10 protein-coding genes are annotated in these 13,132 nt (G+C 59.6%); 1 reads left to right on the top strand and 9 read right to left on the bottom strand.

Features of this window, described 5'->3' with window-relative positions; all coding sequences use genetic code 11:
• Window position 1 precedes the first annotated feature (1 nt).
• The 8 genes from A6U86_RS06885 to A6U86_RS06920 form a co-directional block, all read right to left on the bottom strand.
• Complete coding sequence (locus tag A6U86_RS06885) at window positions 2–733, bottom strand: B3/4 domain-containing protein (RefSeq protein ID WP_068388125.1); 732 nt, start codon at window positions 731–733, stop codon at window positions 2–4.
• An 82-nt stretch (window positions 734–815) separates the two neighbouring features.
• Entirely contained in the window at window positions 816–1,622 is an 807-nt protein-coding gene (locus A6U86_RS06890) for an AraC family transcriptional regulator (RefSeq protein WP_068388129.1), read from the bottom strand.
• Window positions 1,623–1,729: 107 nt separating this feature from the next.
• Window positions 1,730–2,710: a DMT family transporter gene (locus A6U86_RS06895; RefSeq protein ID WP_068388132.1), complete on the bottom strand. Its 981-nt coding sequence runs from the start codon at window positions 2,708–2,710 to the stop codon at window positions 1,730–1,732.
• 135 nt (window positions 2,711–2,845) lie between these two features.
• Complete coding sequence (locus A6U86_RS06900; protein WP_244509845.1) at window positions 2,846–4,141, bottom strand: DUF930 domain-containing protein; 1,296 nt, start codon at window positions 4,139–4,141, stop codon at window positions 2,846–2,848.
• Between the two features lie 390 nt (window positions 4,142–4,531).
• Window positions 4,532–5,311 carry an APH(3')-II family aminoglycoside O-phosphotransferase gene (locus tag A6U86_RS06905; RefSeq protein ID WP_068388619.1) on the bottom strand — a complete coding sequence of 260 codons (780 nt, stop codon included), beginning with the start codon at window positions 5,309–5,311 and terminating at the stop codon, window positions 4,532–4,534.
• Between the two features lie 122 nt (window positions 5,312–5,433).
• Window positions 5,434–7,494, bottom strand: a complete 2,061-nt coding sequence (gene rpoD, locus A6U86_RS06910) for an RNA polymerase sigma factor RpoD (protein WP_068388138.1) — start codon at window positions 7,492–7,494, stop codon at window positions 5,434–5,436.
• 449 nt (window positions 7,495–7,943) lie between these two features.
• Window positions 7,944–8,981, bottom strand: coding sequence for an L-threonine 3-dehydrogenase (gene tdh, locus A6U86_RS06915; RefSeq protein WP_068388141.1), 1,038 nt, complete (start codon window positions 8,979–8,981; stop codon window positions 7,944–7,946).
• A gap of 21 nt (window positions 8,982–9,002) precedes the next feature.
• Window positions 9,003–10,190, bottom strand: a complete 1,188-nt coding sequence (locus A6U86_RS06920) for a glycine C-acetyltransferase (RefSeq protein WP_068388144.1) — start codon at window positions 10,188–10,190, stop codon at window positions 9,003–9,005.
• Between the two features lie 262 nt (window positions 10,191–10,452).
• Here A6U86_RS06920 and A6U86_RS06925 point away from each other — a divergent pair, with 262 nt between their 5' ends.
• The gene (locus A6U86_RS06925; RefSeq protein ID WP_068388147.1) at window positions 10,453–11,223 is read left to right on the top strand and encodes an SDR family oxidoreductase; all 771 of its coding nucleotides are present in this window, start codon (window positions 10,453–10,455) and stop codon (window positions 11,221–11,223) included.
• A gap of 28 nt (window positions 11,224–11,251) precedes the next feature.
• On the opposite strand, the gene recQ is transcribed toward A6U86_RS06925, so the two are convergent.
• Window positions 11,252–13,132, bottom strand: a complete 1,881-nt coding sequence (gene recQ / locus A6U86_RS06930; RefSeq protein WP_068388150.1) for a DNA helicase RecQ — start codon at window positions 13,130–13,132, stop codon at window positions 11,252–11,254.

Raw genomic sequence — 13,132 nt, forward strand, 5'->3', positions numbered from 1 at the left:
GTCAACCTCGTTTCGGTTCCAGTTGGGCATTCGTCTCCGCCGGGAGATCAAATCGCGGTGATGAGCGGCTTAGCAATCCCCGCCTGGCCTCCAGCGACCAGACAGCGGCAAGCTCGGCGGCAATCGTATCGATCAGCCGCGGCACATCGCTGGCGGCGGAATCGTGCAGCGCTTCCGCCACGATGAGCACGGATCGCGTGTCCTCCCGCACCGCAGAAAAACCGCTTTGCCGATTGGTCCACCGCCGGGCGTGGGCCTGCCCTGCTGCATCGGCAAAGACCACCTCGCGAGGCTCCGGACGCTCGACATCTCCGGAAAATGTCAGATAGGATTCGCTACCATGAGCATACCGCACCTCGAGATCACCAGATATTTTCGAGAGATCGAACACGGCAACAGGAATGGCGAAGGCGATGGAAACAGCGTTACAGAGATCGACGAGCGGATGAAGCCGCGGCAGCGAACCCTCCTGGCGGAAACGACGCAACAGAGCCTCCGAGGCGCAGCGATATTGAGTGGGCTTCAATCCCATTTTCGAGAAGCAGCGCCGCCAGGCCTGAATCTCAGGCATCTCACTTTCGGGACCTTGCGCCAGCCGCTCCGTCGCAGTCGCATAATACCCATTGAGGCGATCGGTGACGGCGGCATCAGCGGTGATCCCGTCGGCAAACAACACGCCCGGAACCAGTTCGGGGAACTCGTTCCACATCTCGTTCGAGTGGCGAAAATACATGGCCTCTCCTTCTGCATGTCCGGTTTTGCATTTCAGAAGACCCTGTCATCATCGCAAGGTCTTGAATGAAATTGCAGAAGCCTCAGCAGGCGGCGGCATAGGCGCCGGGCGATATGCCGAAATTGCGCACGAACAGGCGCGTCATGTGGCTTTGATCTGCAAAGCCACCGGCAAAGGCAGCTTCAGCCAGCGGCGTGCCTGTTGCGATCAGCCGCCGCACTTCCTGGATACGACGCTGCATCAGATAAGCGTGCGGAGTAAGCCCCATCGCTTTGCTGAATGCGCGCAGGAACTGGAATTGGCTCAGCCCACAGGCATCGGATAGCTCGCCAAGCGTTAGGGGTGCAGCAGGATCATCGTCGATCATGTCGCGCGCCCGATCGATGGGCGCGGGGACAGCGATATCGCGCGCCGTCCGTTCGCCTTCACTCATCACGGCGGCGACCAGCGATAACAATAGCCCATCCCGCAGCAACCCATCCGCGGGCTCAGCCCGATCGACCACAAGCGGAAACAAGGCGCTGAAACATGCGGCTATCTGGCCATTGCGGATGACAGGGGCCGGAAATTCGATCTCGCCGATCTGCCCTTCCCCGATATCCTCAAGTAGATCGCCGATCAATCGTGGATCGAAATAGAGCATCGACCATGCCCGGCTTTCGCCGATGGGCATGCCGTCATGCACCTCGTTTGGACTGACGCTGATGACGTCTCCAGCCTCCGCCCGCACCATCCCACGCCCGCTGAGCGACATCTGTGCGCCGGCCTCGATAAGACCGATACCGAATTGATCATGGGTATGCTTGGGGAAGCTGTGCCCCGTTGCCGCCTTCACGGCCTCGATGCCCGTAACTTGAGAGCGGAATATCCTGAATTGGCTGGATCTCATGCGTATCGCTTCCCCACGGAAACAGCATCACTCGCTCGAGGATGATGGCGAAGCCTAATCCGATACGGGTACAGCTGGCAATCTCGCTCGTCTTCCTTCCAGCCCTGCTATCGTTCCGGTATGGCTGTGTCCTCATCCTGGGTTGTTGCCAATGCCGCCTGCGTGTTGCCGGCAACGGCGGCCGGCAGCGGGGTACCGCGCCTGCGCTCCCTCGCCAGCGTCAGCAGGCCGGAGAAGATTATGAGGGCGATGCCGAAGGCCATGGGCATATCGATGCTGTCATTGAACAGCAGATAGCCGAAAATAATCGCCCAGATCATCTGGCTGTACTGCGGCGGCGCAACCAGATTGGCAGGCGCCATGCGTGCAGCATTCATCAGCAGCACGTTGCCGATCGCACCTAACAGACCATAGCTCGCGAGGAAGATCCATTGCGTCGCCGTCGGCGCCATAACCTCCGAAAGCATCAGAAAGCCGCTGACAATCAAAGTGCCGAACAGGCCGGCACCATAAAGCGAGATGCGCTTTTCCTTCGAGCCGAGCGCACGATTAATGACGATCGAAATCGCCGCCGCAAGACCGCCCACCGCAGCGCAGAGATGGCCGATCGAGAGCTCGCGAAAGCCTGGCCGCAAGACGATCAGCACGCCGATGAAGCCGAGAATGACCGCTGTCCAGCGCTGCCAGCGCACATCCTCTTTCAGGAAGATCACCGAGAGGATCGTCACGAAAGACGGCAGCAGGAAGAGAAGCGCGAAGGCTTCCGCCATTGGCAGCTTGGTAAATGCGATGACCGAGCAGATGGCGCCGGTCGCGCCGCAGATGAAGCGCAACAGCCACAGCGGCCGGTTAGACGTCCTCACCATATCAAGCCAGCCGTCCTCCCGCTTTTTCAGAAAGGGCACGGCGGCAAAGCCAAACAGCGCGCCGATGAAGGCGACCTGATAGGACGGAACCACGCCGTGCAGGATCTTGATCGAAGCATCGCTGAAGGCAAAGACGGCATAAGACGCGAATGCCACAAGGACACCGCGCAAGGCGGAGCGGCCAGCGGCCGCGGAACTGGGATCGGCTGTAATCGAGGACATCGGAATCGTACAATGTGACGGGAGGAGAATTGAATCAGGTAGATACAGGCAATTGTATGATGAAACGAGCCGAATTTCGATTGAGCTGACAATAAACTATTGTTTCAGGTGGATGTGGCGGGCGATCTTGCCGTTTCAATTTCCTGCAAAGCCCAGCTTGTCGAGTTGGCTTGGGGGAACGCGCCCCCTGACGGTGTAGGAAAAAGCGACCACCTTCAACGCGTCGCTGTCCACCTCACAGGTAAACGCCACTCTCTGCCAATCATTTTGGGTCTGCACCGCCACCCCTTCGCCGAACAGGCTGGTGTCCGAAACCATCGCGGGAGACAGGGCAGAATTCACATAACCGACGGCACCGAGATCGTGACGGTACTGGAGTTTTTCCTCGGAGTTGCAGAGGTAGGCGACACGCTGCCTACGTGGCAGCTTCTTCCAGGCATCATAGTCACTCTTCGAGAGGCGCGACATCTCCGCGCTCGAATAAAGCTTCTTGGCCTGGACGGCCCTCTTCGGTGCGTCGGACTTGGGCGGCTGCGGTTCAGTCACCAATGCGGTACCGCCGGTCTGCCCCCCCTGACTGCTCGAAGCAGGCTGACTTTGCGAAGCTTGCTCCGTCGGAGACGGCCTCACTGTGGGAACAACAATCTGCGGCTCGGCTTTCGCCTCATCCTTGGCTTCATTGGCGGTAGGCTGCTGTTGCGGATCAGATGGGGGCACCTGCGCGGCGGCTTGCGCCTGTGGATCATTCTGATCGGTCGATTGCGCCTGCGGCTGCTGCACCTGCTGATCAGAGGGTTCGTTGGTCGCCAGCACATCGGGAGCCGAAGAGGCAGCTTTGGCGGTCGAATCGCTTTCCGGCGGCTTGGCCGCATTTGCTTCCTGGCTCTGGGCATCGGCTTGCTGTTGAGCTTGCTCGGCTTGAGCTTGGGCTTGAGCTTCTGCAGCTGCCGCAGCAGCAGCCTGTGCCTCAGCCTGTTGCGCGGCGGCATCATTCGGCGGCGTCTGCGGCGTGTCGCTCGGCTGCGTTGAGGCTTCCGCCTCCTGCGTGGTCGTCGCGTCCTTCTCCTCGCCCTTCATATCCGGAAATGGCGTCTCCGTCGCAGAGGGCTTCTGGTCCGCTTTCTCGACGGGCTTGTCAGTGCCGCCATCGTCAGATTTGGGCGCAGGCTTTTCCGGCTGCTCTTCAGGCTTGTCGGCCTTGGCCTCATCCGATTTGGGTGATGGCTTGTCCGTCGGCTCCTTGCCCTGAGGGTCGGATTGCTTTGGTGGTTGTTCGTCGGCCTTTTTTCCCTCGGGCTGCTGCGGCTGCTCTTGAGCTTCAGCGGTCTGTTGCGCTGGCTTCTCATCGGGCTTCTGAACGGGCTTCGGAGGCTGATCGGGCTTCTCGTTCTCCTTCGTCGCGATCTCCTTTTTTTCCTCCGGCTGCGGCACCAGCTCGACGTTGACGCTCTGCTCGGGCTTTGCCTGTGGCGGCGCGGGCAACAGCGGCAGCAGAAAGATAGCCACAAACAGGACATGCAGGAGGATCGACAGGACAAAGCCCGGCCTCGTCTCCTTATCCCGTTTTTCCGCAACCTTTTCCATCGTTCAGCGGATGGCTCGCGAAGAGAAAACAATCAAGAGGGAACTGCGCATCGATTCATTCGATCCTTGCCGGCAAACAGATCAGAAGACTTCCAAGCCCGCTGACATATGGTATCCGACAGCACGCCAAGAAAGAGGCAGCCATCAAAATCGAACTTGTCAGGCCTCCGGGCGATCCGCAATGCTTCAAAAACAAACCTGCGTGATCGCACGGGCGCCAAACCCACCCGTCCACCGTTAAAAAAACTCGTCCAACAGCCGATAGTAAGCCATCTTTTCAGGATGCAGCTCGAAGTGCCCATAGGCATTGAGGAAATCGGCAACCAGCGCGGAGCCGAAATTATATTCGATGCTGCCGCAGGCAAGCGACAGGTCCTGATGGCGATCGGCAATGCCGAGGCGGCCGCAATCGATATAACCACTGAAGCCCGTATCATCGGCTATGAAATTCGGAAGACAGGCATCGCCATGGGTAACGACAAGGTCTTCCGTCGCAGGCCTTTTCTCCTCGAGTTCTCTGAAAAGATCATGCCCCGAGCGCCCCAAGCGGGTCTCATCGAAATCATCCTCATCAACGTGGCCGGCAAGCAGACGCGCCCGTGCATCGCCAATTCTGTTCGCCAATCGATGATCGAAAGGGCAGGCAGCGATGTCGATCGCGTGCAATCGCCGCAACGCATCCGCCAGAAGACGGACACGTTCGGCCGGCGATATCAGCTCCGCGCTGACAAGATCGCTGCCGGGAAGCGCGCTCATCAAAAGCCATTCGCGCTCCTCGTCCTTCGCATGGGCAATGATCTCCGGACAGGCAAGGCCCTGAGAGCGCAGCCATCGCAGCCACGCGACCTCGCCGGCCAGCTCGCTCAAGGGGTCCACAGGCTCTGTCTTGAGATAAACAGGCGCAGACCCATCGGCCTCAAGCCGGAAAACATGCGCCGAAGAACGCCCGAGCGCATCCTGCCGCCATTCATAACCGGCCAGCAGATCACGCAGCGGGACGGGGATGGGTGTTTCCATGAATTGCCGCTTACCCGCCATGCTCAGACCTTTGATGCCGATGCCCTCAATGAAAAGCCCGGCTCGCTTTCGCGAACCGGGCTCCGTTTCGTATACTGCCAATACCGGCTTGCGCCAGGGCCTTAGCTGTCGAGGAAGCTTCTGAGCTTGCGGCTGCGGCTCGGATGCTTGAGCTTGCGCAGAGCCTTGGCTTCGATCTGGCGAATACGTTCGCGGGTAACCGAGAACTGCTGACCGACTTCTTCGAGCGTGTGGTCGGTGTTCATGCCGATGCCGAAACGCATGCGCAGCACGCGCTCTTCGCGCGGCGTCAGCGATGCCAGAACGCGGGTGGTCGTCTCGCGCAGATTTGCCTGAATGGCGGCGTCGATCGGCAGAAGCGCGTTCTTGTCCTCGATGAAATCGCCCAGATGCGAATCTTCTTCGTCACCGACAGGCGTTTCGAGCGAGATCGGCTCCTTGGCGATCTTCAGTACCTTGCGCACCTTTTCGAGCGGCATGGCAAGCTTTTCGGCCAGTTCTTCCGGCGTCGGCTCGCGGCCGATCTCGTGCAGCATCTGGCGCGACGTGCGAACGATCTTGTTGATCGTTTCGATCATGTGCACCGGAATACGGATCGTGCGTGCCTGGTCGGCGATCGAACGGGTGATTGCCTGACGAATCCACCACGTTGCATAGGTCGAGAACTTGTAGCCGCGGCGATACTCGAACTTATCGACCGCCTTCATCAGGCCGATATTGCCTTCCTGAATGAGGTCGAGGAACTGCAGGCCACGGTTGGTGTACTTCTTGGCGATGGAGATGACCAAGCGCAGGTTGGCTTCGACCATTTCCTTCTTGGCGATGCGCGCTTCGCGCTCGCCCTTCTGCACCATCTGAACGATACGGCGGAATTCCGAGATGGAAATGCCGGTTTCGGTCGCAAGGTTCTGAATTTCCTGGCGAATGTCACGGATCGTGGTGTTTTCGCTCTTGGCGAATTCCTTCCAGCCGCGCGCGGCCAGATTGCCGATCGACTTCATCCAGTTCGGGTCGAGCTCGGCACCCTGATACTGCTCCAGGAAGCTGTCGCGCTTGACGCCATAGGATTCCGCAAGACGCAGCAGGCGACCCTCGTTCTGCACGAGACGCTTGTTGATGTCATAGAGCTGCTCGACGAGAGCGTCGATGCGGTTCTGGTTCAGCGACAGTGACTTGACCGACTTGACCAGCTCATCCTTCAGCTCCTTGTAGCGGCGCTCCTGCGCCGACGACAGCGTGCCGGAAGCAGACAGACGCTGTTCGACCTGCTGATCCTGCAGCTTGCGCAGCTTCTTGTAGGTCTCGGCGATGGTATCGAGCGTCAGCATCACCTGCGGACGAAGCTCGGCTTCCATGGCTGCCAGGGAAAGGCTGGACTCGTCTTCGTCCTCTTCCTCTTCCTCCATCGGCAGGCCTTCGCCGCCGACATTGGTAATATCGTCGTCGCCACTTGGCGAACGGCCACGGCGAGCCTTTTCCTTTTCTTCGGCAGCCTTGCGGTCAGCCTCGATCTTCTCGGGGCTCTGGAACTGCGGAGCAGCCTTTGCCTCGGGACCGGAATAGGTGGTTTCGAGATCGATGATCTCGCGCAACAGCGTCGTGCCCTCGTTGAGCTCGTCACGCCAGATGATCAACGCCTGAAACGTCAACGGGCTCTCACAGAGGCCACCGATCATGGTTTCGCGGCCGGCCTCGATGCGCTTGGCGATGGCGATTTCGCCTTCGCGCGACAGCAGCTCTACGGAGCCCATTTCGCGCAGATACATGCGCACCGGGTCATCAGTACGGTCGGTCGGCTCTTTCTTCTTGGCGGTCGCAAGCGCAGACCCGGTGGAAGGAGCCAGCTCGCCGCCTTCGCCTTCCTCGTCGCCGCTCGCGTCGTCATCGTCGTTGGAAGGCGTACCCGCCTCTTCAACGTCTTCATCCTCGATGACGTTGATGCCCATGTCCGAAAGCATGGCCATCGTGTCTTCGATCTGTTCCGATGTCACCTCTTCCGAGGGCAGAACGGCATTGAGCTCGTCCATCGTCACGTAGCCGCGCTTCTTCGCGGCCTTGATCATCTTCTTGACCGCGTCATCGGAAAGATCGAGAAGCGGGCCGTCGGAGGTGCCGTCGCGTTCGACTTCAGCTTCTTCGTTCTCTTTGACCTTGGTTGCCATCTCTATATCGTCGCTTTCCCTGACGCTGCAAACTTTACACGCGGTAGAACATTTCAATCAGGCCGGCACGCCCTGCGCCAGCCTCGACTCACCGACAAACACCTAACGGAATGACCTTTAATGCCCGATTAACCACGATCACCTCTACCGGATTGCAAAGCTGGATTGCGTTTGGATTTCCGGCCATGGTATTAGGTGATCCGCTTGATCCAGTTTACCGTTCTTCCCGAAGTTAAACGGTGATTCCTAGATTTTTTGTTCTCGTCAAGCTTTTCCGGTAAAAAAGCACGTTAAATGCGCGAAAAAGCCTTATCCACAGGCTCGGTGCGCCATAAACCATTATTTCCCGTATTTAGGAAGTCCCCGCGCGATGACAAGAGCATCCTAAAGAAAGCTGCACATTTCCGACATCGCATGCCATTGTCGATGCAGGAAATCGACAGTCAGGATCAATTCCAGTCCATGACGACCTTGCCGGAATTGCCTGAGCGCATGGCCTCGAAGCCCTCGCGAAAATCATCGATGCCGATGCGGTGCGTAATGACGGGCGATACATCGAGACCGCCCTGCACGAAGGCAATCATCTTGTACCAGGTCTCGAACATCTCGCGGCCATAGATGCCTTTCAGGTTCAGCATCTTGAAGATGACCTTGTTCCAGTCGATCTCAAAGCCCGCCGGCGCGATGCCGAGAATGGCGATCTTGCCACCATTGTTCATCTTGTCGATCATGTCGCGGAAAGCCGGTGCCGCGCCCGACATTTCCAGCCCGACGTCGAAGCCCTCGGTCATGCCGACGGATTTCATCACATCGGCAAGGTTTTCCTTCGAAGCGTCGACGACGTGATCGATGCCGACCTTGCGGGCAAGCGCCAGCCGGGTGGGATTGATATCGGTGATGACGACCTTGCGCGCACCAGAGCGCTTGGCAACCATGGCCCCCATGATGCCGATCGGCCCTGCGCCCGTGACAAGTACGTCTTCGCCGACCAGATCGAAGGAGAGCGCGGTGTGAACCGCATTGCCGAACGGATCAAAAATCGCGGCGATCTCATCCGAAATATCGTCGGGGATCGGCACGACGTTGGATTCGGGAATGCAGACGAATTCGCCGAACGAGCCGGGACGGTTGACGCCGACGCCGAGCGTATTGCGGCAGAGATGTCCCCTGCCCGCACGGCAGTTACGACATTTGCCGCAGACGATGTGCCCCTCGCCGGAGACGCGTTCGCCGACATGGTACTTCGTGACAGCCGAACCGATTTCGGCGATCTCGCCGCAGAACTCATGGCCGACGACCATCGGCACGGGAATGGTTTTTTGTGCCCATTGATCCCAGTTCCAAATATGGACATCGGTGCCGCAGATCGCCGACTTCCTGACCCGAATCAGCACATCATTCGGCCCGACTTCGGGAACCGGAACATGCTCCATCCACAGCCCGACCTCCGCCTTCGATTTTACCAGCGCTTTCATCATGTTCGACATGATCGGTTCTCCCCAACCAATTCAAATGATTCCGAGTTCTCGTCCAGCTTCCGCAAAGGCCGCAATCGCCCGCTCGACATCGGCCTTCGAGTGGGCGGCCGACATCTGCGTGCGGATGCGCGCCTGGCCCTTGGGCACGACGGGGAAGGAAAAGCCGATGACGTAGACACCCTTCTTCAGCATCAGCGCCGCCATGTCCTGCGCCAGCTTGGCATCACCCAGCATGACTGGAATGATCGGATGATCGGCACCGGCAAGCGTGAAGCCGAGCTTGGTCATTTCGCTGCGGAAGAGTTCGGCATTGCTGCGAAGCCGCGCCCGCAAGGCGTCGCCATTGTCGATCAGATCGAAGACCTTCAGCGAGGCAGCCGCGATGACCGGCGCCAGCGTGTTGGAAAAGAGATAGGGGCGCGAGCGCTGCCGCAGCCAATCGACGATCTCGCCTTTGGCGGAAGTATAGCCGCCAGAAGCGCCGCCGAGCGCCTTGCCGAGCGTGCCGGTGATGATATCGATCCGGCCCTCGACGCCACAATGTTCCGGCGAGCCGCGACCGTGCGCGCCGACGAAGCCAACGGCGTGACTGTCGTCGACCATGACCATCGCGCCGTATTTCTCGGCGAGATCGCAAACGCCGCCAAGATTGGCGATGATGCCGTCCATCGAGAAGACGCCGTCGGTGGCGATCAGCTTGAAGCGGCTGCCCTCGGCCTTCTTCAGCTCTTCTTCCAAAGCGGCCATGTCGTTATTGGCGTAACGGAAGCGCTTGGCCTTGGAGAGCCGCACGCCATCGATGATCGAGGCGTGATTGAGCGCATCAGAGATGATGGCATCCTCCTCGGACAGCAGCGTCTCGAACAGCCCGCCATTGGCATCGAAGCAGGAGGAATAGAGGATGGTATCCTCCATGCCGAGAAAGGCCGAAATCCGGGCCTCGAGCTGCTTGTGCTCTTCCTGCGTGCCGCAGATGAAGCGGACCGAAGCCATGCCGTAGCCATAGCGATCGAGCGCTTTCTTCCCGGCCTCGGCAAGCTCCTCGTTGTCGGCCAGGCCGAGATAGTTATTGGCGCAGAAATTGAGCACGCGGGCCCCACCGACAACGGCGATTTCACCGGCTTGCTTGGACGTGATGACGCGCTCGGCCTTGTAGAGACCGGCTTCTTTCAAGCCGACAAGTTCCTTGCGCAGATGGGATAGAAATTCTGAGGTCATTGTCGCATTCCGATGCTGGTCACAGTGCCTGATTGATGAAGAAGTAACACAGGATTCGACCGCTTGCTGCATCCAGCAGCGGCAAAAATGCGCAACGCGGTGACGTCGGCGCGATAGGAGGCAGGTTCGATATTATCTGTCAAACCAGCATCGATCCACGCAAGTTCCTGTCCGGTTCCCTTTAGCTGCCATTGCGGAAATTACTTGACTGAGTCCATTATCTTGCGGCAGCTTGTCTTCACTGCATAATAAAGGGATAGCCATGAGCATATTTCACAGATTCTCCCTTAAAGGGCGTGTCGCGCTGGTTACCGGCGGAGGTCGTGGCCTTGGATTTGAGATGGCACAGGCACTTGCCGATGCTGGCGCTCACGTCATCATCAACGGGCGGACCGAAGCGACCTTGAATGCGGCGGTCGAAACCGTCCAGGCGAGCGGCGGTTCCGCCGAGGCTGCCGCCTTCGACATCGCCGATCGTGAGGCCCAACGCGCTGTGATGGCCGAGATCGAGAGCAATCACGGCCGGCTCGACATATTGATCAACAATGTCGGCGCCCGCGACAGACGCCAGCTGGCGGATTTCGACGACGAAGCGATCCTTGCCTTGCTCAACACGGATCTTGCCGCGTCGATCATGCTCTCACGCGATGCGGCCCGCTTGATGAAGCGGCACAATCACGGACGCCTGATCTCCGTCACCTCGATCAGCGGTCAGGTCGTCATGCCCGGCGACTGCGTCTATCCCGCAGCCAAACAGGGACTGACGGGGCTGATGCGCGGAATGGCGGTCGAGTTCGGCCCGCACGGCATCACCAGCAATGCCATCGCCCCCGGCTGGTTTGCAACGGAAACGAATGCGGCGATGGCGGCGAACGAGGAGCTGATCCCCTTCGTGCGGCAACGCATCCCGGTCCAGCGCTGGGGACGACCCGACGAAATCGCCGGTGCTGCGCTCTTCCTTGCCAGCGACGCCGCGTCTTTCGTCAACGGCCATGTTCTGACCGTCGACGGCGGCATGACGGTACGCATGTAGCCGCGTCTCTACACGCGGCCGACGGATATCAACGACGACCGAAATCCGAAATCACACCAAGGAACGCATCGCCATAGCGCTCCAGCTTCGATTGGCCAACACCGGAAATGCCGAGGAGTGCCTTGGAATTCTTCGGGCGTTCGGTCGCGAACGCGATCAGGGTCGTATCCGGGAAAACGACATAGGGCGGCACACCCAATTCCTTGGCGATCCTTGTCCGCTCGGCGCGCAGCGCATCGAACAGCGCTTGTGCCTCGCCGGCAAGGCCATGCGCCGGCTTTTCCGAGCGCCCCGCCTTTTTGCCACGGCGCCCTGTCTCGGGCCGATCCTTGCGGAAGAAGACCTGCCGCTCGCGCTTGAAGACGGCCCTCGCTTCCTCCTCCAGCTTCATGGCACCGAAGGCCGTGTGGTCGACGCTGATGAGGCCGCTTGCCAGCAATTGCCGGAAGATAGATTGCCAGGTGCGGGACGGTATATCCTTTCCGGCACCGAAAACGGGCATGTCGACATGGCCGAAACGCTCCGTCTTCTCGTTGACCGTGCCCAACAGCACATCGATGACATGGCCGGTGCCGAAGCGCTCGCCGGTGCGATAGACCGCCGCCAGCGCCTTGATCGCCGCTTCCGTGCCGTCCCAGGTCTCGACGGGTTTCAGGCAGGTATCGCAATTGCCGCAACCGCCGCCATGCGCCTCGCCGAAATGGGCCAGGATGGCCTGTCGGCGGCAACCGGCCGTTTCGCAGATGGCGAGCAGCGCATTGAGCTTGCCCCGCTCCACCCGCTTTATCTCATCGGCCGCATTGCCCTCGTCGATCATGCGCCGCCGTTGGATGACATCGGCCATGCCGTAGGCCATCCATACCTCCGAGGGCAAGCCATCACGCCCGGCACGACCGGTCTCCTGATAATAGGCCTCGACCGAACCCGGCAGATCGAGATGCGCGACATAGCGCACGTTCGGCTTGTCGATGCCCATGCCGAAGGCGACGGTTGCCACAAGACACAGGTCTTCTTCCTTGAGGAATGCATCCTGGTTGGCATCGCGCAGAGACCGATCCATGCCGGCATGATAGGCGAGCGCGCGGATGCCCTGCCCGTTCAGCCATTCCGCCGTGTCCTCGACCTTGGCCCGCGACAGGCAATAGACGATGCCGCTATCGCCGCGGTGACCGTCGAGAAAGCGCAACAATTGCTGGCGCGGCTGATCGCGCTCGACAATCTCATAGGTGATATTCGGGCGGTCAAAACTGGTGGTGAAAACTTCGGCGTCATCAAGGGCAAGCCGCTCGATGATATCGTCACGGGTATGAGGGTCTGCCGTCGCCGTCAGCGCGATGCGCGGCACGCCGGGAAAAAGTTCGGCAAGCTTGCCGAGGTCCCGATATTCCGGTCTGAAGTCATGCCCCCATTGAGAAACACAATGCGCCTCGTCGATCGCAAAGAGTGCGATTTTCGCCTTGGAGATCATCTGCTGGAAGCCATCCGTCAGGATACGCTCGGGCGTGACATAGAGCATATCCAACGTGCCGCTGGAAACCGCGCGATAGACATCGCTGGCCTCTTCGCGCGACAGGGACGAGTTCAAGGCGGCCGCCCGGATGCCGAGCTGCTTCATCGCCTCCACCTGATCGCGCATCAAGGCGATCAGCGGTGAAACGACAATGCCGACGCCGTCTCGGCACAACGCCGGAATCTGGAAACACAGCGACTTGCCGGCGCCGGTCGGAAACAGCACGACGGCATCGCCGCCCGAGACGACATGCTCAACCACCTGCTGTTGCTTGCCGCGAAATGCCGAATAGCCATAGACACGCTTCAGCACGTCGAGCGGCGCGGATGCACCACCTCTGTTACCGAATAGGGCGTCATCGGCGGAAAATCGCGGTTCCAGTCTATCCGGCTGTGGCAT

Source organism: Rhizobium sp. AC27/96 (assembly GCF_001692325.1).
Classification (GTDB): Bacteria; Pseudomonadota; Alphaproteobacteria; order Rhizobiales; family Rhizobiaceae; genus Rhizobium.

Bases quoted from the DNA above. Each gene is read 5' to 3' on its own strand.
- A6U86_RS06895 (WP_068388132.1), bottom strand. From the start codon at position 2,710: ATGTCCTCGATTACAGCCGATCCCAGTTCCGCGGCCGCTGGCCGCTCC.
- A6U86_RS06920 (WP_068388144.1), bottom strand. From the start codon at position 10,190: ATGACCTCAGAATTTCTATCCCATCTGCGCAAGGAACTTGTCGGCTTG.
- A6U86_RS06885 (WP_068388125.1), bottom strand. From the start codon at position 733: ATGTATTTTCGCCACTCGAACGAGATGTGGAACGAGTTCCCCGAACTG.
- A6U86_RS06905 (WP_068388619.1), bottom strand. From the start codon at position 5,311: ATGGAAACACCCATCCCCGTCCCGCTGCGTGATCTGCTGGCCGGTTAT.
- rpoD (WP_068388138.1), bottom strand. From the start codon at position 7,494: ATGGCAACCAAGGTCAAAGAGAACGAAGAAGCTGAAGTCGAACGCGAC.
- A6U86_RS06925 (WP_068388147.1), top strand. From the start codon at position 10,453: ATGAGCATATTTCACAGATTCTCCCTTAAAGGGCGTGTCGCGCTGGTT.
- tdh (WP_068388141.1), bottom strand. From the start codon at position 8,981: ATGTCGAACATGATGAAAGCGCTGGTAAAATCGAAGGCGGAGGTCGGG.
- A6U86_RS06890 (WP_068388129.1), bottom strand. From the start codon at position 1,622: ATGAGATCCAGCCAATTCAGGATATTCCGCTCTCAAGTTACGGGCATC.
- recQ (WP_068388150.1), bottom strand. From the start codon at position 13,132: ATGCCACAGCCGGATAGACTGGAACCGCGATTTTCCGCCGATGACGCC.